At 52.7% G+C, this 22,039-nt stretch carries 16 protein-coding genes; 9 read left to right on the forward strand and 7 right to left on the reverse strand.

Annotation, left to right across the window (positions count from 1 at the left end; all coding sequences use genetic code 11):
- The first annotated feature begins 158 nt into the window (after positions 1 to 158).
- The 5 genes from GQS10_RS04870 to GQS10_RS04890 all read left to right on the forward strand — a co-directional run bounded on the left by GQS10_RS04870 (position 159) and on the right by GQS10_RS04890 (position 5,856).
- The gene (locus GQS10_RS04870; RefSeq protein WP_166239613.1) at positions 159 to 1,805 is read left to right on the forward strand and encodes a catalase; all 1,647 of its coding nucleotides are present in this window, start codon (positions 159 to 161) and stop codon (positions 1,803 to 1,805) included.
- A gap of 334 nt (positions 1,806 to 2,139) precedes the next feature.
- Positions 2,140 to 3,093, forward strand: coding sequence for an ABC transporter permease (locus GQS10_RS04875; protein WP_166239615.1), 954 nt, complete (start codon positions 2,140 to 2,142; stop codon positions 3,091 to 3,093).
- On the forward strand, positions 3,083 to 4,033 hold the full coding sequence (locus GQS10_RS04880) for an iron chelate uptake ABC transporter family permease subunit (protein WP_166239618.1): 951 nt from the start codon (positions 3,083 to 3,085) through the stop codon (positions 4,031 to 4,033). Before GQS10_RS04875 ends, GQS10_RS04880 begins: the two co-directional genes overlap by 11 nt.
- A complete protein-coding gene (locus tag GQS10_RS04885; RefSeq protein WP_166239620.1) occupies positions 4,027 to 4,785 on the forward strand; it encodes an ATP-binding cassette domain-containing protein in 759 nt (252 codons plus the stop codon). Before GQS10_RS04880 ends, GQS10_RS04885 begins: the two co-directional genes overlap by 7 nt.
- Before the next feature lie 81 nt (positions 4,786 to 4,866).
- Positions 4,867 to 5,856 carry a siderophore ABC transporter substrate-binding protein gene (locus tag GQS10_RS04890; protein ID WP_166239622.1) on the forward strand — a complete coding sequence of 330 codons (990 nt, stop codon included), beginning with the start codon at positions 4,867 to 4,869 and terminating at the stop codon, positions 5,854 to 5,856.
- A 91-nt stretch (positions 5,857 to 5,947) separates the two neighbouring features.
- Here the strand turns inward: GQS10_RS04890 and GQS10_RS04895 are convergent, their stop codons facing one another.
- Both GQS10_RS04895 and GQS10_RS04900 read right to left on the reverse strand, forming a co-directional pair.
- Positions 5,948 to 7,486 (reverse strand): helix-turn-helix domain-containing protein, encoded by a 1,539-nt coding sequence (locus GQS10_RS04895; protein WP_166239624.1) that lies wholly within the window; start codon positions 7,484 to 7,486, stop codon positions 5,948 to 5,950.
- A gap of 197 nt (positions 7,487 to 7,683) precedes the next feature.
- Positions 7,684 to 8,553, reverse strand: a complete 870-nt coding sequence (locus GQS10_RS04900; protein ID WP_166239626.1) for a manganese catalase — start codon at positions 8,551 to 8,553, stop codon at positions 7,684 to 7,686.
- Positions 8,554 to 8,738: 185 nt separating this feature from the next.
- On the opposite strand from GQS10_RS04900, the gene GQS10_RS04905 reads away from it, so the two are divergent.
- The 4 genes from GQS10_RS04905 to GQS10_RS04920 all read left to right on the forward strand — a co-directional run bounded on the left by GQS10_RS04905 (position 8,739) and on the right by GQS10_RS04920 (position 14,319).
- Positions 8,739 to 9,188 carry a MarR family winged helix-turn-helix transcriptional regulator gene (locus GQS10_RS04905; protein ID WP_166239628.1) on the forward strand — a complete coding sequence of 150 codons (450 nt, stop codon included), beginning with the start codon at positions 8,739 to 8,741 and terminating at the stop codon, positions 9,186 to 9,188.
- A gap of 6 nt (positions 9,189 to 9,194) precedes the next feature.
- Complete coding sequence (locus GQS10_RS04910) at positions 9,195 to 10,580, forward strand: MFS transporter (protein ID WP_166239630.1); 1,386 nt, start codon at positions 9,195 to 9,197, stop codon at positions 10,578 to 10,580.
- Positions 10,581 to 10,586: 6 nt separating this feature from the next.
- Entirely contained in the window at positions 10,587 to 12,332 is a 1,746-nt protein-coding gene (locus GQS10_RS04915) for an ABC transporter ATP-binding protein (RefSeq protein WP_166239632.1), read from the forward strand.
- Positions 12,333 to 12,507: 175 nt separating this feature from the next.
- On the forward strand, positions 12,508 to 14,319 hold the full coding sequence (locus GQS10_RS04920) for an ABC transporter ATP-binding protein (protein ID WP_166239958.1): 1,812 nt from the start codon (positions 12,508 to 12,510) through the stop codon (positions 14,317 to 14,319).
- Positions 14,320 to 14,530: 211 nt separating this feature from the next.
- On the opposite strand, the gene GQS10_RS04925 is transcribed toward GQS10_RS04920, so the two are convergent.
- The 5 genes from GQS10_RS04925 to GQS10_RS04945 all read right to left on the reverse strand — a co-directional run bounded on the left by GQS10_RS04925 (position 14,531) and on the right by GQS10_RS04945 (position 22,018).
- Entirely contained in the window at positions 14,531 to 16,198 is a 1,668-nt protein-coding gene (locus tag GQS10_RS04925) for an FAD-dependent oxidoreductase (protein WP_166239634.1), read from the reverse strand.
- Between the two features lie 25 nt (positions 16,199 to 16,223).
- Complete coding sequence (locus GQS10_RS04930; RefSeq protein ID WP_166239636.1) at positions 16,224 to 18,710, reverse strand: glycoside hydrolase family 31 protein; 2,487 nt, start codon at positions 18,708 to 18,710, stop codon at positions 16,224 to 16,226.
- 25 nt (positions 18,711 to 18,735) lie between these two features.
- Entirely contained in the window at positions 18,736 to 20,223 is a 1,488-nt protein-coding gene (glpK, locus tag GQS10_RS04935; protein ID WP_166239637.1) for a glycerol kinase GlpK, read from the reverse strand.
- A 69-nt stretch (positions 20,224 to 20,292) separates the two neighbouring features.
- Positions 20,293 to 21,114: an ABC transporter permease subunit gene (locus tag GQS10_RS04940; RefSeq protein ID WP_166239639.1), complete on the reverse strand. Its 822-nt coding sequence runs from the start codon at positions 21,112 to 21,114 to the stop codon at positions 20,293 to 20,295.
- Position 21,115: 1 nt separating this feature from the next.
- Entirely contained in the window at positions 21,116 to 22,018 is a 903-nt protein-coding gene (locus tag GQS10_RS04945) for a carbohydrate ABC transporter permease (RefSeq protein WP_166239641.1), read from the reverse strand.
- Between the last annotated feature and the right edge of the window lie 21 nt (positions 22,019 to 22,039).

Genomic DNA, 22,039 nt, shown 5'->3' on the forward strand with positions numbered 1-22,039 from the left:
CCCTTCCGCTCTTCTTCTATGCCCCCTGCCACAGTCCGCCCCAGTTCACTCCAGTAGCAAATCGCTCGCCACTGTCACATAATCCGCACAAAGTATAAAGCCATTTTATTAAGGGAAAAATTACCTATGTATAAATTAAAACAAAAGGCAGGGTACCGATGAACAACGAACACATGGATCAAGATACCGGCACGGCCGTCACTGGAGTCGGCAGTTCCACCGATTCTCGCATGGGACAAGGCGAAGACGCAACGACGCTCACGAACCGCCAAGGCCACCCGATCAGCGACAACCAAAACGTTAGAACCGTGGGCAGCCGCGGCCCGACAACACTGGAGAACTACCACTTCCTTGAAAAGATTTCGCACTTCGACCGCGAACGAATCCCAGAGCGTGTCGTTCACGCACGCGGCGCAGGCGCCCACGGCTACTTCGAAACCTACGGAAAAGTTGGGAACGAGCCGGTTTCCAAGTATACAAGAGCGAAGCTGTTCCAAGAAGCCGGCAAGCGCACGCCGGTTTTCGTACGCTTCTCAACGGTCGTGCACGGCGGACATTCGCCGGAGACGCTCCGCGATCCGCGCGGCTTTGCCGTTAAATTTTACACCGAAGACGGCAACTGGGACCTCGTCGGCAACAACCTGAAGATCTTCTTTATCCGCGATCCGATGAAATTCCCGGATATGGTTCATGCCTTTAAGCCGGATCCTGTAACGAACGTAAACGATCCGGAGCGCATGTTCGACTTCTTGTCGCAAACGCCGGAAGCAACACATATGGTAACCTTCCTGTTCTCCCCTTGGGGCATTCCGGCGAACTACCGTGAAATGCAGGGCTCCGGCGTAAATACATACAAATGGGTCAACAAAGACGGCACAGGCGTTTTGGTCAAGTATCATTGGGAGCCGATCAAGCAGGGCTTCCGCAACCTGCGCCAGCATGAGGCCGATCAAATCCAGGCGACCAACTACAGCCACGCAACCCAAGACTTATATATGGCTATCGAAAACGGCGATTATCCAGAGTGGGAGCTCCGCGTCCAAATCATGAGCGACGACGAGCATCCGGAGCTGGACTTTGATCCGCTTGACCCGACGAAGCTGTGGCCGGAGGATAAATTCCCATTCCTTCCTGTCGGTAAAATGGTACTCAATAAAAACCCGGAAAATTATTTTGCCGAAGTCGAACAAGCGGCATTCGGAACCGGCGTCCTTGTCGACGGTCTCGACTTCTCTGACGATAAGCTGCTGCAGGGCCGGACCTTCTCCTATTCCGATACCCAGCGTTATCGTGTCGGCTCCAACTATTTGCAGCTGCCGATTAATGCCCCTAAGAAGCACGTGGCAACCAACCAGCGTGACGGACAGATGGAGTACCGCGTCGACATGGCACCGGGGCAAAACCCGCATGTCAACTACGAGCCGTCCACACTTGGCGGGCTGAAAGAAGCGACGCCATCCGGCAAAGAGCATGAGCCGCATTATGATGCCAACCTCGTTCGGCAAAAAATTGAGCGTACGAACGATTTCAAGCAGGCCGGCGAAACCTACCGCGCCTTTCAGGATTGGGAGCGCGAGGAGCTCGTCTCCAATCTTACAGGTGCGCTGAAGGTGTGCCGTCCGCATATCCAGGAGAAGATGATCTCCTATTTCACCAACGCCGACGCCGACTATGGCAAGCGCGTCGCGGAAAGCCTTGCCCGCGCAATGAAGGAAATGAAGGGTAGCGGACATTTCAGCAATGCCGCTGCCGATCAGGCGGAGAAGCGTGCCGACAACATGGGCGGCAAAACCGACGGCTATTAATCCGAGCCGGGCTCAGCCCCACCAAACCCTTAGGCTTAGCAGTACAAACGCATAAAACACAAACAACCGCCGAGCGCATCTCCTGCGTTTAGGCGGTTTTTTACCGTTTCGTCCGTAAAAGTCCGATAATGGAAGGAACTAACACGCACCCAAAGAAAAGTCCATAGCAAAAACAGAAATGTCCATTCAACGATCCATCTGTTCGTGTGTAGAATAAAGCTCGGTGATAATGATTATCACTTTCGCGCTTTACCCTTACGTTTCAAATAAGTCCCAGCGGCTTTATTTTTTTCAACCCAATTGAGAATGATTATCTTTTTAAGCAGGGAGACTTATGAAAAAGAGAACCCTATTTGCCATCCTCATCCTTTTGTCGCTCTGCTCCCTCTTCGTCGGGGTCAAGGATTTACATCCCCTCGACCTGCTGAATTTGTCGGAGGAGAAAGCACAAGTTTTTTACATAAGCCGTGTACCGCGGCTCGCCAGTATCATTATAGCCGGAATCAGCATGAGCATCATCGGCCTCATTATGCAGCAGCTGACACGTAATAAGTTCGTATCGCCGACAACAGCCGGCACGATGGATTCCGCACGGCTCGGCGTCTTGGTTGCTCTGCTCGTTTTCCCGGCTGCGACCACGATGCAAAAAATGCTCGTTGCGTTTGTATTTGCATTAATAGGGACCTTCCTGTTCATGAAGATTCTCGACCGGGTGAAGTTTAAAGACACGATTTTCATCCCGCTCGTCGGTCTCATGTTCGGCAGCATTATCGGCTCGGTCACGACCTTTTTCGCTTATAAGCATGATTTAATCCAAAGCATTTCAACCTGGATGCAGGGAGATTTCTCCGCCATCTTAAAAGGCCGTTATGAGCTTCTTTACATAAGCATTCCACTGGTGATCATCGCCTACGTGTTTGCAAACCGTTTTACCATTGCCGGCATGGGTGAAGAATTTTCGATCAATCTCGGCTTGAATTACAAGCAGGTCGTCAACATCGGCTTGGTCATCATCGCCATGGTATCCGCAGTGGTGCTGCTAACAGTAGGCATGATTCCGTTTCTCGGCTTAATCATTCCGAACATTGTGACCATGTATCTCGGAGACAACCTGAAAAACACCCTTTCCCACACGGCTATGCTCGGTGCTATTTTCCTGCTGGCCTGTGACATTTTGGGACGCCTAGTCATTTACCCGTATGAAATGCCGATCGGCCTGACCGTCGGTGTCATCGGAAGCTTTGCTTTTCTTTACTTGCTGATGAGGAGAAGGGCCCATGAATCCTAAAACAAAAATCGGTGTGCTGGCTGCCTTGGCCATTGCCATGATTGGCATCTTCCTCTTTATCAATTTAGTTGGAAATCTGGGATATATCCTCGAACGGCGCGCGATCAAGATTGCGGCCATCGTTTTAACAGGAACCGCGATCGCTTTTTCAACCGTCGTGTTTCAGACGATAACGAACAATAAAATCCTGACACCAAGCATCATCGGTCTCGATTCGTTGTACATGCTCGTTCAGACGTTCATTATTTTCACCTATGGATCGATGAGCATTGCCGTCACGAATCCCAACGTTAACTTTCTCATCTCCGTCGGGCTGATGATTTTATTTTCCGGCCTGCTCTATAAATTTTTGTTTCGCGGTGAGGGACGCAATATTTACTTCCTGCTCCTCATCGGTATTGTACTGGGCTCTCTGTTCGGCAGCTTGTCCACCTTTATGGAGGTCATGATCGATCCGAATGAGTTTTTCTTTGTGCAGGACCGCATGTTCGCCAGCTTTAACAATATCCAAACGAAACTGCTGCTTGTGTCCTTCATCACGATGGCACTCGTCACCTTGTACAGCCTTCGCTTCACGAAATTTTTGGATGTGCTGTCGCTTGGCCGGGAGCACGCGGTAAACCTTGGCGTGAACTACGATTACGTCGTAAAGCGTCTGCTTATCGTGATCGCCGTGCTCGTATCCGTTTCAACGGCGCTCGTCGGACCGATCACATTCCTCGGCCTGCTTGTCGCCAACGTTACCTACCAGTTTTTACGCACCTATCTGCACAAATATTTAATTGTGGGTTCATCCCTCATCAGCATCATCGCTCTCGTCGGCGGCCAGCTTATCGTAGAACGGGTATTCACCTTCTCCACTACGCTAAGCGTCATCATCAACTTTGTCGGCGGCGTGTACTTCCTATACTTGCTGCTAAAGGAGAATAAAGCGTGGTAGAAGTCAAAGGCGTATCCAAATCTTACGGAAATAAAGCCGTTGTCGATCAGGTTTCCGTGTCGATCCAAAAAGGGAAAATCACCTCCTTTATCGGCCCGAACGGAGCCGGAAAAAGCACGCTGCTCTCCATCGTTTCAAGACTCATCTCCGCCGACAGCGGGGAAGTCCGGATCGAAGGCAGGGAGATCAAGGATTGGAAAAGCGATGAGCTTGCCAAAAAGATTTCCATCCTAAAGCAGGCCAACCATATTAACATCCGCCTCACCGTTCGCGATCTTGTCGGCTTTGGCCGCTTCCCTTACTCTCAGGGCAGATTGACCAAGGAAGACTTGAAGCATGTTGATGAAGCAATTGCCTACATGGAGCTCCAGGATATGCAGCATAAGTACTTGGATCAGCTCAGCGGCGGTCAGCGGCAGCGGGCCTTCATCTCGATGGTCATTGCTCAAAACACAGAGTACATCCTGCTGGATGAACCGCTGAACAATCTGGACATGAAGCATTCCGTGCAAATCATGAAGGTGCTTCGCCGTATGGTTACGGAGCTCGGCAAAACGATTGTGCTTGTCCTGCACGATATTAACTTCGCCTCCTGTTACTCGGACTACATCGTCGCGCTGAAAGACGGAAAGGTCGTGAAGGAAGGCAGCACGGATGAAATCATTGCTACGCCTGTGCTGAAAGAGATCTACGATATGGACATTCCGATCGAAACGATTAATGGCAGCAAAATCGCCGTCTACTTCACGTAAAACGCGGTCATACGTGGTGAAAACGGGCATCTCCGTTCGCATCATTTGACATACAAAAAAAACTTTATGGGGTGGTATTTTATGAAAAAGAAGCTTTCACTGCTTGTATTAACTCTGATTGTTGCACTTGTTGCGGCAGCTTGCGGCGGCACAACAGAAAAGACAACAGAAACAAATAACAGCGCTACTGGCAAAACCGAAAGCGCGGCTCCTGCGCAGCCTGCTGCAGAGTCGAAGGAAATTACAATTAAGCACAAGCTTGGCGAAACAAAGCTGAAAACGAATCCGAAAAAGGTTGTTGTCTTTGATTTCGGCGCATTGGACTCCCTTGATAAGCTCGGCGTTGAAGTAACGGGCGTTCCGCAATCCAACATTCCTCCATACCTGAAAAAATTCGAGGATTCCAAGTACCAGAATGTGGGTTCCGTGGTTGAGCCGGATTTCGAAAAGCTCGCTGCACTTCAGCCTGATCTGATCCTCATGTCCGGCCGCTTGTCTGCGAAATATGAAGAGCTGAGCAAGCTCGCTCCGACGGTATTTATTGGACTGGACACTGCCAAGTATATGGATTCCTTTACAGAAAACATGAAGACGCTTGGAACGATCTTTGGTAAAGAAGCAGAAGTAGAGAAAGAGCTTGCTGCTGTAAATGCGGAAATTAAGACGGTTAGTGAGAAAATTAAAGCTACAGGTAAAAATGCGTTGATCGTGCTTGCAAACGAAGGTAAGCTGAGCGCGTACGGCACAGGCTCCCGTTTTGGCATTATCCATGACGTCCTTGGCTTTAAGCCGGTAGACGAAAGCATTAAAGTAACGACACACGGTCAAAGCGTCTCCCCGGAATTTGTTGCCGAGAAAAACCCGGACTACCTGTTCGTCATCGACCGTAACGCTGTCGTTACCGGTGAGGCTGCAGCAAAGAAAACCGTTGAAAACGATCTGGTAAAAAATACGAAGGCGTATAAAGAGGGTCATATCGTATACCTCGATCCGAACTACTGGTACCTTTCCGGCGGCGGGCTCGTATCCGTATCCGAAATGGTAAAACAAATCTCCGCAGCGGTAAAATAAACATCATAAACGAAACAAAGAGGCCTCTTCCGTCCAATCGGGAGCAGGCCTCTTTTGCTGTGTTCACCATCGGGATAAGTCTAATTCCTATTTACTGATCAAACTGCTGCAGCTGATCAACGAGCTGATCAACCATCTGCTCATGAACGGAGGCATTGTACCGGACCGGCAGCGGGATCGCAACAAACATACAGCGCTTGATAGTACGATTCTCCTTCAACCTGCGCCACTGCTCCTCAAGCTCCGTTCGGAAGCTTTCCGGCTCAGAGGGGTCAATAAAGAACAACACATTATTGCAATCAAATCGGGCAATCTCTTCCAGACTCGTCACGTCTAAAATTTTTATAGCGCTCACTTGGTCGGGAGGCTGGATTCCAAGATCATCATAAAACACATCTCTCATTTTTAACACGCCCGCTCCCCAAAGACGGAACCTGCCCTCACGAGTACTAACGAGCAGAACAGGCGAATCGGCTAAATGCCGCCTTACATGCATTCTCGCATTCTCCACCTTCATCTCGTAATACCCCAGCCAGCGCTCGGCAACAGTGGTTAGCTCCAGCTTGGTCGCAATCGCCAGCAGCCTTTCCTTCCAGGAGTACCCCTTTAGCGGGAGCTCCACCGTGGGAGCGATGCGGGAAAGCCTCTCGTAGCCGCTACGGTCCTCGCGGTTGGCATACATGAATATAAGCTCCGGCTTCAGCTGCTCCAGCTCTGCCACCGTCTCTTCCAGCTGCTCCGCCCAGGTCCCTTCCCTGGTGTACGCAGGAGATAACCCCAATGCCGCCAAATCGCCAAGATAGACCGGAGCCAGGCACACAATCCGCTTCTTTGCACGCGCCGCGTATTCCGACGGAGCAATGCCCATCTGCTTTTTGAATAGGCGGCTAAAATAAAATTCATCGTGGTATCCAACCGCATGCGCCGCTTCCGTGATGGGGGTCGCTTGATCGGAAAGCAGGCGGAGGGAAGCGTCCAGACGAATTTTCATGACAAATTTATGTGGACTGAGTCCGACGTAACGCTTGAACGCTTGATAAAATCGTGTGACACTCCAGCCGTTGCGCCGTGCCTCCGCTTCCAAATCCAGTGTCTCATAATAATTCTCTTCAATATATTGCTTCATCTGCCGGACGAACGCCAGCATATCCTCTTCTGCTTTTCTTGGCCGATGTACATCCATGCTAAATAATGAGGCGATGGCAAAAAGCCGGGACTGCTTATGAAGAGCAAAGGCAAGATCATCCCGCTCCCGCTCCAGAAGCAATTCCTCCAGCCATGCCCGCACCTGAGGAAGCCGATTATGATAAAGCCGCGAGGAATCCATCCACGCCTTCCCGCCGCCGGCTTCCTCAGAATCTAAATCCACCGGGACATGAGCTTGGTCAAACATCAGCCAATACAAACGCGCAGGTCGCGAAGACAAATTCGATATCGAATAGCCCCAGCCGGGACACAACAAAAACAACTCTCCCGCCGAAAGCTTAGCTGTTTGCTCCTCTTCGTCGCGGAGAGTTACCTTGACTCTCTCCTGCGCGACAAAGCCGAACGCATACGTATCAAGCGAAGGGAAGCTTGCATGCTGTAAAGCCTGCAGCTCTGTCTCGCCTACCCCTAAAAATCGCAGCAAAGGGATCTCTTGTTGCCCGAAAGAGTTCAAGTCCGAATTCACATCCTCGACGATTAATGGGTAGCTTGAGGTTATCTTAGGGAAGTTGTCCCCCCCTGTCAATAGAAAGGCCCCTCTGGGGCGGACAAGCCTTTGTTATACCAAAAACGCCTGGACGGGGCCGTCCAAGCGTTTCGTATATAAAAGCGGCAGCCGATTTATTTCATCGGCGGGTGCAGCGGTCCCTGCAGCGGCATGTTCGGTCCTCCGGGAGCCGGGATCGTGTCATGCACCTGCAGCGGCGCCGGGTGCAAATACGCCTTCTCCCCGTAAGCCGGCGGCTGCGCGACGTAATTGAACATACCCAGACCGTCCATACTCGGGCCATGCGCCCATCTGCCCATCCGGCTTGCTTCGCCTGCCGAGAAATTATAGAAGGTATAGGACACCTGCTGCTTTTCAAGCTCACGCGGGAAGGTCGCAGGCACCACGACGCCTTCTCTCGCTTCAAGCTCGGCAATCGCAGCAATCCATTGGTTTTGATGCATCGTATCCCTGGCAATCAGGAAGGAAAGCATGTCTTTTATGCCGGGATCGGAGGCCAGCTCGTATAGCCGCACTACCTGAAGACGTCCTTGGGATTCCTTGGAAAGATTATCGCGGAAATCGGCCAGCAAATTACCGCTGGAAATCGTATATTTTGCCGTCCAAGGGTTGCCGACTGCATCCGCCGGCATCGCGCCGAGACCGCTCACAATGACATGCTGCGGATTCATCCCGCCCATGATGTCGCGAATCAGCGGATCCTTCGCCATATCCTCCTGATCGGCAATCGGCGCTCCGTCGAGCAGCCTTGCGATCATCGTTGCCAGCATTTCCACGTGAGCCAGCTCTTCCGCCGCCGTATCGAGCAGCAAATCGCGGTATTTCATGTCCGCACGGCAATTGATGCCTTGAAACATATACTGCATCGCAACGGTAATCTCCCCGAAATGGCCGCCCAGCACTTCCTGCAGCTTCCGTGCGTAAACCGGATCCGGACGCTCCGGCTTTGCATGGTACTGCAGCTCTTTTACATGAAAAAACATGGTTTGCCCTCCCTGCCTGGTATGCAATCACCCTCTATTTTTACGCGGCAAAGAATGTACAGTATTCTTCACCTTTGACAAATAATTTCAGTTCCTTGTCCCTTTCACCTCCCCGTGATATATTTCTTGCATAAACAAGTTTCATCCGTTATGATGATTCCGAAAACAAGGTAAAGGAGAAAGCCATGGACTACCGCAACTACCGTCTAGATAAGTCAATCGGCCATAAAATTACGCAGGCCACCCGCCTGATGACCAATCGGTTAAACCAAAATTTCAAGGCATCGGGGCTCCCGGTCACCAATGAACAGTGGAGCATTATGATCCGCCTCTGGGAAAGGGACGGTTTGTACCAGCATGAATTGGCCAGCTCCACCCAGCGCGACGAAGCAAGCGTATCCCGGCTTATCAACAACATGATGAAACGCAACCTGGTCGTCCGCCGCCCCCACCCGACGGACAAGCGGGCGAACCTCATTTATTTAACGGAGGAAGGCCGCGAAATGCAGAAGGCCCTGATCGAGCAGGCCCTGCTGACCATTGAGCAGACCACCGAGGGCATTGACGAAAAGGACCTCGAAACCTTTATGCGTGTGGCCGACCAAATCATCACGAACCTAAAAGGAGACAAATAACAGCTCATGACCACACCTGACGCCAAAACAAACGGACAAGCCGGAAGCAAGCTCTTGTCCGTCCTTGTGTTTACACTCATTCTTTCGGTGATGAACGCAACGATGTTCAACATTGCTCTGCCTTCGATCAGCCAGCAGTTTCAGCTGACCCCCTCTCAAGTGAGCTGGATCGTAACCGGCTACATTATCGTATACGCGATCGGTTCGGTTACCTACGGCAAGCTTGCCGATAAATATCGTTTGAAGGACCTCTTAACCTTCGGACTCATTTTCTTTGCCGCCGGGTCGATCATCGGCTTAGCCGCACAGAGCTTCGCGATGATTATGATCGGACGCATCCTCCAATCCGTCGGCGCTTCCGTTATTCCCGCTACGGCCATGCTTATCCCGGTGCGGTATTTCCCTCCGGAGCAGCGCGGCCGCGCGCTAGGGACGACCTCGTCGGGCATTGCGCTCGGGACGGCGATCGGCCCGATCGTTTCCGGTTTTATTATCAGCTTCGCCAGCTGGCGCTTCCTGTTTTGCCTGTCGCTGCTGGCGCTGCTGACCTTGCCTTTTTACCGCAAATATCTTGACGACGCTAAGGGCCAGGCCGGAAAGACGGATCTTCTTGGCGGCGCGCTGCTGGCAGGGACGATTTCGCTACTGCTTCTCGCTGTGACCCAAAGCTCCTTCCTCTATTTGTTGGCGGGGCTTGTTGTCCTTATATTATTTGTGATTCGCGTACGCACGGCCGACGAGCCGTTTATTCAGCCGAAGCTATTTTTGAACAAGCAGTATACCTGGGGCATTATTATTGCTTTTTTCTCAACGGGATTAAGCTTCGGCATTCCGTTCATTACACCGCTTATGCTTACAGGGCTTAATCAAATGACCCCCGCTGCGATCGGATTTGTTATGTTTCCGGGGGCGCTGGCTGCCGCGATTATGGGCCGGACCGGCGGTAAGCTTGTCGATGAGAAGGGCAGTGCGTTCCTCGGGTATATCGCCCTTTCGTCCCTGCTGCTCTCTTTCTTCTTCTTATCCGTAACTGCCGGGCTCTCGCCTTATTTGATTGCTCTATTCCTACTGTTTGGGAATATCGGTCAAACGTTTATGCAGATCACCATCTCCAGCTTAATTTCGCGGTCGTTGTCCCGCGAGCAGGCCGGCGTCGGCATGGGCCTGATGATGATGATCAACTTTATATCCGGCGCCGCAGCAACGACCTTTATCGGCAAAGTCATGGATACGGGAACCGCTGATTTTACGCTTAATCCTTTGCTTGTGGATAACGGCGCCGCCTTGTACAGCAATATTTTTACCGTATTAACCGCAGCGATCGTCATGGTCGCCTTCGTGTTCCACTTCAAATTCGCCGCAGCGGAAAAGGCGGCGGTGCTTCGGGGGTGATGGAGGATGCTTCGGCTCGCCGTTCGATATAGTAAGCCGTACTGGAAGGCTGCCCTACTGGCTCCCCTGCTCATGCTGCTCGAGGTTGCAATGGATTTGCTGCAGCCTCTGCTGCTGGCCAGCATGATTAACGAAGGAGTAACCAAGGGAGACCTTTCCCATATTCAGCTGACCGGGGTATATATGGCCATCACCTCTGTGTTCGGGCTGGTCGGCGGGGTTGGCTGTACCATTTATGCAAGTATCGCTTCGCAAAGCTTCGGCGCCGATTTACGGGCGGATCTTTACCGGCATGTGCAAAAGCTTTCCTTCCGCAATATCGACCAACTAGAGACAGGTTCTCTGATTACCCGGTTAACCAACGATATTCAACAGCTGCAAAACTTTGTGCTGATGACCCTGCGTATCGTTGTCCGGGCACCTTTTCTTTCCTTAGGCAGCTTTATCATGGCGTTCTGGATGAACCCGCGGCTTGGTATGATTTTGCTAATTGCCATTCCTGTTCTGATTGTTGTGATGTTCACCTTAATCCGGTATACCTTTCCTTTCTTCCGTCAGGTGCAGCAGCGCATGGACCGGGTCAATACGGTGCTGCAGGAAAGCCTCGCCGGAATCCGCGTGGTCAAAGCCTTCGTACGGGCGGATCACGAAAACAAACGCTTCGGCACGGCGAACCGCGAGCTGACGGATACTTCTCTGCGCGCCGCACGGGCCGTGGCTTTAAATATGCCGGTGACTTCGATGGTGTTAAACGGAAGCATTGTCGCCGTGCTTTGGTTCGGCGGGCATCAGCACTGGAACGGCACCATGCCGCTCGGCGATCTGATTGCGTTTATTAATTATGTAACGCAAATGCTGTTCTCTCTGCTCATGGTGAGTATGATTCTGATGAACTTCTCTCGAGCGAAGGTTTCTGCAGACCGCGTAGAGGAGGTTCTAAATACAGAGCCGGATATCCGTAACGCACCGGAGCCTAGAACCGCTGCCATCCGGGAGGGGCGGGTCGAGTTCCGCGGGGTGTCGTTCTCTTATCACGGCAGCGGAGGCAAGTCTGTGCTGAGCGACATTACATTTACGGCGGAGCCCGGACAAACGGTAGCGATTCTTGGTGCGACCGGCTCCGGCAAATCGACGCTCGTTCAGCTCATCCCGCGCCTGTACGACCCGACCGCAGGGCAAATTCGCATCGACGGCGTGGAGATCCGCGAGCTGGACCTCGAGCATCTCCGCTCCCGGGTCAGTGTCGTGCTGCAGCAGACGATTTTGTTCAGCGGCACGATCCGCGACAACCTCTGCTTTGGGCGGCCGGACGCCACCCGCGAGGAGATGGAGGCTGCCGCGAAGGCTGCGGAAGCGCATGATTTTATTACGTCGTTCGCCGACGGCTACGAGACGGTAATCGGCCAGCGCGGCGTCACGCTGTCCGGCGGACAGAAGCAGCGCATTGCGATTGCCCGCTCGCTGCTGACGAAGCCTGCGGTGCTGATTCTCGACGACAGCACCAGCGCCGTCGACCTGCGTACGGAGGCGCGCATTCAGCGTGCGCTGCGTGAACTGACGCAGAGGAGCACCTGTATTCTGATCGCGCAGCGGATTTCATCCGTTATGGACGCAGATCAGATTCTCGTGCTCGAGGAAGGCAGGCTTGTCGCGAAGGGTACTCACCGCGAGCTGATGGCGGGCAGTGAAGTGTACCGCGACATTTACCGGTCTCAGTTAGGCTCGGGAGAGGAGGATGCAGCTTATGGATAAGCAGGATCGAGGTCTTCCGCAGCGGCCGCCCGGACCGGCGGATGGCAGCGCAAGCGCGAGCCGGTACGCCGGCGAGGCTGCCGGCAGCCGTGAGCGCGAAGCCGGCGAGGGCGTCGGCTCCGCCGCAGGCGCAGGGGCGCCCGGCGGCCTGGGCGGGCTGCCTCCGGCGGGGCGCATGGGCGGCGGCCCGGGAGGGCCCGGCGCGGGTAATCAGCGCGGGATGCTGCCGAAGGAGCGCGCGAAGAACGCCGGAGCCGCTCTGCGGCGGCTGTGGGGTTATCTTGGCAGGCAGCGCTCCGGCTTGGTCGGTGTTGGCCTGCTCACGGTGTTAGTTTCCGGCCTGACTCTAGCCGGCCCCTATTGGATCGGCTACACGATCGACCATTATATCGATCAGCGCGACGAATACGGGCTGCTGCGGGCCTGCCTGCAGCTGATCGGCATCTACGCAGCCGCCTCCTTGTTCACTTGGCTGCAAGCCTATGTCATGGCCGGCGTGTCGCAAGGCACCGTGCGTGAGCTGCGCGGCGACTTATTCGCCTGGCTGCAGAAGCTGCCCGTGCCGTTCTTCGACCGCCGGACGCACGGCGACCTGATGAGTCGCGCAACCAACGACATCGACAACGTGTCGCAGGCGTTGAACCAATCGGTCACGCAATTTTTATCGAGTATTCTTACCTTGATCGGTGCATTTGCAATGATGATTTACTTGGAGCCGATGCTCGCGCTGTTAAGCCTTCTCGTGATTCCGCTGGTGATGGCGGTGACCGGGTTTGTCGCCCGGCACACGCGCAGCCATTTCAAAGGGCAGCAGCAGCATCTGGGAGCGCTGAACGGCTTTATACAGGAAACCGTCTCCGGGCAAAAGGCCGTTCAGGTGTTCCGCCGCGAAGAGCGCTGCGCCGAGCAGTTTGACGATATTAACGCCAGCCTGCGCAAAGCGGCGATTCAAGCACAAATTTACTCCGGCTTTATGGGGCCGGTCATGAACGTCATGAACAACCTGAGCTTCGCCTTCATCGCCTTTGCCGGAGGGTGGATGATTCATGAAGGCTGGACAACGATCGGGATCGTCGTCAGCTTCCTGAATTATACGAAGCAGTTTACCCGTCCGATTAACGAACTGGCGACCCAATATAATATGCTTCAATCCGGCATCGCCGGGGCCGAGCGCGTGTTTCAGGTCATGGATACGGAGCCGGAGCCAGATGATGGGCTTATGCCAGATTCAGCCCTTACATCCCAGCCGATCCGCGGTCACGTGTGCTTCAAGCACGTTACCTTCGGGTATACCGAAGGCCAGCCCATTCTCCGAGACGTAAGTCTAACCGCGCACCCCGGCGAGACGATCGCCCTTGTGGGGCCGACCGGGGCCGGCAAAACGACGATCGTCAACCTGCTTACCCGCTTCTATGAAATCCAAGAAGGGGAAATCCGCATTGACGGCCGCAGCATTGCCGAGTTCGAGAAGAGCGAGCTGCGCCGGCTGCTCGGTATCGTGCTGCAGGACGCGCACCTGTTTACCGATACGATCCGCGAAAATATTCGATACGGCAGGCTCGATGCCTCCGACGAAGACGTAGAGGCGGCCGCACGAATGGCCAATGCCGACGCCTTCATCCGCAAGCTGCCGGATGGCTACAATACCGTGCTTTCCGCCGAAGGCGGCAATGTGAGCCACGGCCAGCGTCAGCTCATCACCATTGCCCGCGCGATTCTAGCCAATCCGGCCATCCTCATTCTGGATGAAGCGACCAGCAGCATTGACACGCGCACCGAGATGCAAATCCAAGAGGCGCTCTCCGCCTTGCGCCAAGGGCGCACCAGCTTCGTGATCGCGCACCGCCTCAGCACGATTCGCGATGCCGATCAAATTTTATTCATTTCGGGCGGTGAAATCGCCGAACGCGGCACACATGAACAGCTGCTCGCCCAGCGCGGACTCTACTACGAGCTGTATACGAGCCAGTTTGCCAAAGCGATCTAGACCAACCCCTGTCGGGTGAAACCGACAGGGTTTTTTTATGACACAGCACAACAACAAGCCTTTCTTTCTTCACCCTACCTTGAGCTCGGCGCAAAAAAGGACAGCCCTGGAGCGGTCTACTCCAGCCTGTCCCTATTGAATCCTACTCTTTCCTATAGTCACCCATCTCAGAATCCCGTCCAAAACAGCAGACAACCCATTGGCCTTCGCCTCAATCCGCTTCTGCAGGGACAACAGCTTCGTGAATGAACTTCTCAAGCTCCTCCGAGTATTGGCCGGCTTCTGCTTCGCTCCATTGCAAATAGTGCTTCATAAAGGCAATAACCGGCTCCTTATATTGCTCCACCCAGGCAAGGTTAAAAAGCAGCGCCCCCGTACGCCTGTTGAAGAAATCAATCGGCTTCACCGCCATTTCTTCTTCCATGGCATACACGATCATAGCCAGCACATCCGCCGGAAGCCCAAACGCGGCGGCGGAGCTGTCCTGCGCTCTAGCCAGCTCATACACACGGTCCACATTGGAGCCGTATTTGCGGGCCAGCCGCTCCGCCTGTTCTTCGCTGAAGCCCAGCTTCAGCCCTTCCGCCGTCTTCTGTTTCACAAAGGAGGAGAAGCGGTCCGGCCCGCCTACATGACCGCCTGAAATCGGCATGGTTTTGGTCTTGCAGGACGTGAAGCCCGTCTGGCCCTCATTCTGAAGCAAACGATCTAAAAGATCAACCACCATTTCCGCCATTTTGCGATATCCAGTGAGCTTGCCCCCGGCAATCGTAATGAGCCCCGACTCCGACTGCCAGATTTCATCCTTTCGGGAAATTTCCGAAGCGCTTTTCCCTTCTTCAAAGATCAGCGGACGAAGTCCTGCCCAGCTCGATTCAATATCCTCGGCACCTAGGTGTAATGAAGGGAACATATAGTTAATCGCCTCGATAATATAGTCCCGGTCCTGCAAGGTCATTCTCGGGTGTGCAGGATCTCCCTTGAACACCGTATCCGTGGTGCCCACGTAGGTTTTCCCTTCCCGGGGAATCGCAAATACCATCCGTCCGTCCGGCGTATCGAAATAAATGGCTTGCCGCAGCGGAAACCGGGATTGGTCGATGACCAGATGCACCCCTTTGGTCAGCTGCAGGTGCTTGCGGGTCTTCGATTTGTCCATTTCCCGCAGCGAGTCTACCCACGGCCCGGTCGCATTAACAACCTTGCGGGCATAAATGTCGTAGCTCCCGCCATGGACAGTATCCCTCACCTTGGCGCCAACGACCTTTCCGTTATCATAGAGAAACTGCTCTACCTTCGCATAATTTACGGCTTGCGCGCCCCGTGACACCGCTTCTTTCAGCACCTCGATCGTAAGCCGGGCATCGTCAGTTCGATATTCAACATACAACCCGCTGCCCTTCAGCCCTTCCGGCTTGATGAGGGGCTCCCGCCGGATCGTCTCTTGAACGTCCAGCATGCTCCGCCACTCGCTTCGTTTTACGCCGGCCAAAAAATCATACAGCCTCAGTCCCAAGGAGGTGCTGTGTTTTCCGAACGTACCGCCTGTATGAAACGGCAGCATCATCCACTCCGGAGTGGTTACATGCGGGCCGTTCTCATACACAACTGCGCGTTCTTTACCGACTTCGGCAACCATCTTCACTTCAAGCTGCTTTAAATAACGAAGTCCGCCATGAACAAGCTTGGTCGAACGGCTGGACGTTCCCGCAGCGAAATCCTGCATTTCTACAAGAGCCGTCTTCATGCCCCTGGTCGCCGCGTCCAAGGCAATACCCGCTCCGGTAATCCCGCCGCCGATGACCAGGACATCGAACACTTCCTTGTGCAGGCCCTGTAATCGCTCCGTCCTGTCGACGCTTGAAAAGCTTCCGCCCACCTTGCATTCCTCCGAACCCTACAAGTTATATAGAAATTAAATCTTTCACATCGAAGTTCACCGAGAGCTTATAATCACCTGCGATATTGGCATACTTGATTTTGGCCGATCGATATTCCAAATCGTAATACCAGCCTTCTTCGCTCGCTTCCCACTCTGCGGGGTCAAGAAACATCGGAAGGCTTCGGTCCTGAAGCGCGACACGAACCGGTGCGATTTGCTTGCATACCAGATCGATCACGACTTTCTTCACGCCGCTGCCATAAGCTCCTTCTCTCTTGAAAGAAATAGCCGTATTGTGCTCCGTCTCCACCGATATCGTGGTTTTCAGATAGTCGCCGTTCTTAAAATTATTCGTTTTGCCGTCATCCTCATACAATACGAAGCTGGTATTTTCCGAAGGTTCGATTAACAAATGCAGCTCTTCCAAGCGGTCATTATGAATGTTCTGCAAATCCGGCGTTAACGGTATGATCGCTCCGGTACGGATAAACATCGGAATCGATGCCAGGGAAACCCCAAGCTCAATCGTCTGCCCGCCGGCATAAAACTCCCTTGTCCCCCAGTTAAACCAGCCGCTTCCTGACGGCAAATAAACCTTACGCGTCTTCGCACCCTTTTCCAGCACATTAGCTACCAGCAGCGAGCGCCCCAGCATAAAATTGAAGCTTTCCTCCCACGTGGCGGGATCATGCTGAAATTCGTACACCATCGGCCGCATGATCGGAGAGCCCGCGACAGAAGCTTCGTACAGCAAGGAATATAAGTAAGGAACCATCCGATACCGAAGCTGAATAGCTTCCCGGATGTAAGGCGTGTACGAAGGATACATCCACGGCTCGGTAACGGTATTGTCGGTGTTGCAGGAATGAATCGAGAATCGCGGCTGGAAAATTCCATTCTGCACCCAGCGGACAAAAAGCTCCGGCTCCGGTGCCGGCCCGAAAAACCCTCCGATGTCGCAGCCCTGGTTGGCCACACCCGACAGACCCATTCCCAAAATTACAGGAATATTGAACTTTAAGCTGTGCCAGTTTGTGTTGTTGTCACCCGCCCAGGTTTGGGCGTAACGCTGAATTCCGGCAAACCCGGCTCGGTTCACAATATACGGTCTCGTATTCGGCGCTGCCTCGGCGATCGCTTCCTTCGCCATTTGCGCCATCAAATTGGGCATAATCGGCCGTAAGGCGCTGATTTCCTTTTTATCTCCCTCAAATTCGCACTGCGCGTCCGGATTGTTGATTTCGTACTCATTGTTATCGTTCCAGATGGAGGTGACTCCTAGTTCAATGAACGAGGCCTTCAAGTGCTTCTTCCACAATTCCCGACCCGCAGGGTTCGTGAAATCGACAAAAGAAGCTTTTCCTCCCCAATAGCGGTCGGTCTCCGATGTATTGCCTTGGTCGTCCTTAATATAAGCGCCGGCCTTGTCAAACTGGCTGTACAGCGGGTGAGTCAGCAGCATCCCCGGCTTTATATTCGGAGCCAGAGCCGCCCCCTTGCGCTGCATTTCTTCAATAAAACGCTGCGGGTTCGGAAACCGGTCATAGTTCCAGTTAAACACATATCGTTTGCCGTCCTGGCCTGTCGTATATCCGGAAGACATAAAGAATCCGTCGCATGGAATGCCCTCGGCCTTGCATTTGTCCAAAAATTTCAAAATTGCTTGATCCGAATCGCGATCCAGCTCGGTGTAGTACATCGTGGAGCCCATATAACCAAGAGAATATTGAGGCGGCAGGATCGTCTTCCCCGTCAAGTCGGTATAGTGCCGCACGACATCCTTGATTTGCGGACCGTACATAAAAAAGAGATCCAGCTCCCCGCCATCCGCACAAAAATAACTATACTTATTCCAGTACCCGCTGCGCTCGCAGCCAACATCGAAGGTTGAAGCATAGCTGTTATGATAGAACAGCCCCGTCGCGGCCTGCATCGCACCATTGAACTTAATGTAGAAGGGGATATGCTTGTATAGCGGGTCCGTGTGCTCCGAATCGTAACCGATCGTATCCACGTTGTGCATTCGCAGTCTCCGCTTCTTTTTGTTCAAATGACCGCTTTTTTCGCCGAAGCCGTAATAGTAATCATCGTCATTCATGCAGGTATAGTGGTATACTCTGCCCTGCTTGTCTTTGCCGTAGGAGCGCTCCTTCAGATCCTCGTGCAGGACACGCCCCTCCTTATCCGTAATTTGGATTGCAAAAGGCTCCCGGTGAATGAGGATTCGCATTTCATTGGTGCTGAGCTTCAAGTGGCTCCCCAAATCCTCGACTTTAGCCGGCAGTGCCTCTACACGTTTACGGTCCTCGATCATCGAGTCCATCTTGTCCTCCCAGGCCGTCATGGCCAGCGTGTAGGAGGCTTCTTCGGCAAAGCTCTCATCGAAAGTGCAGCGAATCCGGATCACATGATCATTCATCAAATATATGCGATATTTTGCTGCATCGGTGGTCAACTCCAAATATTGCTGAGCCTCTGCGAATTGTACAAGCTTGCTGCTTACTTTCATGATTTACCCTCCATGGTTCCTATCCTTATTTAAAAGCTCTCGCTGCATGAACGGCTCTTTTCCATCCTTCATATAAGTCGCGACGCCGGATATCTTCCATATTCGGTTCAAAGGTTCGATTGATCTTCCACTGCTTCACAATTTCCAACTGATCGGTCCAATAGCCTACCGCAAGACCAGCCAAATAGGCCGCTCCCAACGCCGTTGTTTCATTCACTACGGGACGATCCACGGGAACATTCAGAATATCGCTCTGAAATTGCATCAAGAAATTATTTTTTACCGCGCCGCCATCCACGCGCAGTCTGTTCACCGGTATGCCCGCATCCTCTTCCATGACGGCCAGCACATCCTTCGTCTGGTAGGCCAAGGCTTCAAGCGTCGCCCGGATAAAATGCTCTTTGGTCGTCCCGCGGGTAAGCCCAAATACAGCGCCCCTCACCTCGCTGTCCCAATAAGGGGTTCCAAGCCCGACTAGGGCCGGGACTACGTACACACCTTCCGTCGACTCCACTCGCGATGCATAGAGCTCGCTTTCCATGGCGTTTCCGATCATTTCAAGCCCGTCTCGCAGCCATTGAATCGCCGACCCTGCAACAAAAACGCTTCCTTCCAACGCATAATCCACTCGATTGCCGATTCCCCATGCGATCGTAGTCAGAAGCCCGTGCTTCGAGCTGACCACTTTGCTTCCGGTGTTCATCAGCATGAAGCAGCCCGTTCCGTATGTGTTTTTCGCTTCGCCTTCCTCAAAGCACGCCTGCCCGAATAACGCAGCCTGCTGATCGCCGGCGGCTCCTGCAAGCGGAATTTCCTCGCCGAACAGCTCCTTGGACGTGACACCGTAAAGGCAAGAGGAAGGTCTGACCTCGGGGAGCATGCATGGGGGAATGCGCAGCAGCTCCAATAGTTCCTCATCCCATTGCAAGTCTTTAATATTAAACAGCATCGTACGGGATGCGTTGGAGTAGTCTGTCACATGAACCTTTCCCCCGCTCAGCTTCCAAATCAGCCATGTATCGATCGTTCCGAACAGCAATTCGCCTCGCTCCGCACGCACTCTCGCCCCCGGCACCTCATTCAGAATCCAGGCGATCTTGGTAGCGGAAAAGTAGGCGTCCAGCAAAAGTCCTGTTTTCTCACGAATGACGCTCTGCCAGCCCTGTCCTTTGAGCCGCTCGCACATGGAAACGGTTTGCCTGGACTGCCAAACGATTGCGTGATAAACCGGTTTTCCCGTCTTTTTGTCCCACACAACCGTCGTTTCGCGCTGATTGGCAATTCCGATGGCCGAAATGCTTTCCGGTCCGACCCCGGCTCCCTCTAGACAGGATGTGATGACATTTAGCATGGAGCTCCATATCTCTTCAGCATCATGCTCAACCCATCCGGGCTGAGGATAATACTGGGGAAATTCCTGTAGTGCAATATTTACGATTTGACTATGTTGATTAAATAATATCGCCCGAGAGCTGGTTGTTCCTTGATCTAAGGACAAGATGAAGCGTTCCATTGTTCAAACTCCCCTAAACTCCCTTCACCGAAGCTCCAGCATCCGTAAAGGGAGATTCGAATGGTGTCTTTACTTCATGCCGGATGTCACCATGCCGCTGACGAATTGACGCTGGAAGATGATGAAAACAACCAGCACCGGAATCATCGTAATCACGGACATCGCAAGCAAGCTGCCCCAATCGACATTATATTCTCCGATAAAGTTGGATAAAGCCAATTGAATCGTATAAAGCGAAGGATCGCTGATCCCGATCAGCGGCCACAGGAAGTCATCCCAGCGCCACATAAAGGAGAAGATTGCGAGCACGGCCAAAATCGGCTTGCACACCGGCAGAATGATCTGCGTATAAATGCGCCATTCGGAAGCGCCGTCGATTCGTGCGGCCTCCAAGAGCTCATCCGGAACGGATAATAAGTACTGCCGAATCAAAAATACACCTGTCGGTGTAGCCGCCGGCGGGATAATAAGAGCCAGCAGGCTGTTGAACATTCCTAAGAAGCTCAACACCTTAAAGATGGGAATCATAATTACTTCAAGGGGAATCATTAAGGTCGATAAGAAACCGACAAGCAGCACGGTAGCACCTTTAAATTTATACTTCGCCAATGCAAAACCAGCCATCGAATTAATAAGCAGTAGAAGAAGGGTCGAGCTGATCGTCACAATTGCACTGTTCAGAAAATAACGGCCGAAATTCCCCTTTTCAAACGCATCGATAAAATGCTGGAATGTGATCGTCTCCGGCCAAAAACGCGGCGGAAAGCTGTACAGATCGTTGTTCGTTTTGAAGGAGGAAATGATGATCCAGAGTACAGGAAACAACCAGATTGCGGCTAACGCCAAAAGAAGAACATACAATGAAATCTTAGCGGAGGATTTGAGTTCCACGTTAATTCGCGCCTCCTTTGGAAAGTTTAAACTGCAGCGCGGTAAAGATCGAAATTAGGATAAACAGTACGACGGACATGGCGCTAGCCATACCCAGCTCTTGCTTTGCAAACCCGGTTTCGTAGATGAACTGTACAATAAACGTGGTCTCTTTCCCCGGGCCCCCTCCTGTAAGAGCAAATAACAGCGGGTACGCCTTAAAGGCTTCAATCAGCGACAGCATCACGACGAGCACCGTTGTCGGCTTAAGCAGCGGGAGCGTTATATTCCAAAACACACGCAGCTTGGATGCCCCATCCAATCTCGCGGCCTCGTAATATTCCGTAGGAATCGCCTGCAGACCCGCGATAAAAATGACCATGTAAAACCCGAGACGCGACCATACCGTAGCGATCACGACGGAAACATTCGCCCAGAACGGACTCGACAAGATTTGAACCGGCTCTAGGCCGAAAAGGGTAACGATGTAATTCATGATCCCAAAATCACCGAAAATCCACTTCCATGTCAGACCGACTATAATGTAAGAAATCATCGTCGGCCAATAAAAGATGGAACGGAAGAAGCCTTTGCCCTGAAGCGGCTGAATCAGCATCATGGCAACCAGCAGAGCCATGCAATAAATTAAAGGAACAACGGTCATAGCATACACCGCGGTTTTCCCTAGCGCGCTCCAAAAGTCCGCGCTGGCAAAGATCTCCTGATAATTAGCAGTGCCGACAAATTCCATTGGATTCAATCCATCGTACTCGTGGAAGGAATAGATGAACCCGATAATGGTTGGAATCACAATAAACGTGGAAAAAATCAACAAGTTGGGCAGTACGAATAAGTAAGGAATCCATCCCATCGAAGGATTAAGCTTCCGTTTTTTCAGGTCTGCTGCCGAGGCTTGTGCGGACATCAGGCATTCTCCTCTCCTTTA

Source organism: Paenibacillus turpanensis, assembly GCF_011421635.1.
Taxonomy (GTDB): domain Bacteria; phylum Bacillota; class Bacilli; order Paenibacillales; family YIM-B00363; genus Paenibacillus_AK; species Paenibacillus_AK turpanensis.